This is a genomic window from Sulfitobacter sp. HI0129, assembly GCF_001635395.1.
GTDB lineage: Bacteria > Pseudomonadota > Alphaproteobacteria > Rhodobacterales > Rhodobacteraceae > Sulfitobacter.
In genome coordinates, this window is sequence record NZ_LWGH01000031.1 from 1 (window position 1) to 366 (window position 366).

1 protein-coding gene is annotated in these 366 nt (G+C 57.7%); it reads right to left on the bottom strand.

Annotated features, from left to right (window positions below; genetic code table 11):
- Positions 1-366 (bottom strand): IclR family transcriptional regulator domain-containing protein (locus tag A3764_RS00360; RefSeq protein WP_330220501.1); only part of this gene is annotated, 366 nt, incomplete at both ends.

The following is a 366-nucleotide window of genomic DNA, read 5'->3' on the forward strand; positions in this document are numbered from 1 at the left end:
AGCCGTCCGTCGGCACGAAGGGCACTGCTACTGCGTTCACATCACGTTTCCACTCCGTGAAGGACGTGCAATAACCGTACTGTTGGTAGTCTTCGATAGCTGCTTCGATTCCGGGCTGCACATTCGGCCAGTTGTCACCCTCACGTTCCTCCACAAGGGCCAGAATTCTGGCGCGCTCATCGGGGCCGTGTGCCGCTATGCAGGCGCGACCAACCGCGGTAGTGGCCAGTTTAATATGGGCACCAATCTCAATCGCCAGCGTGACGGCGTTGGTGCCCTTGCACCGCTCTAGATAGACCATCGATAGTCGGTCACGACTGGCCATGGCCACCGGCATACCTGTGTAATCGGCTAATTCCTGCATAA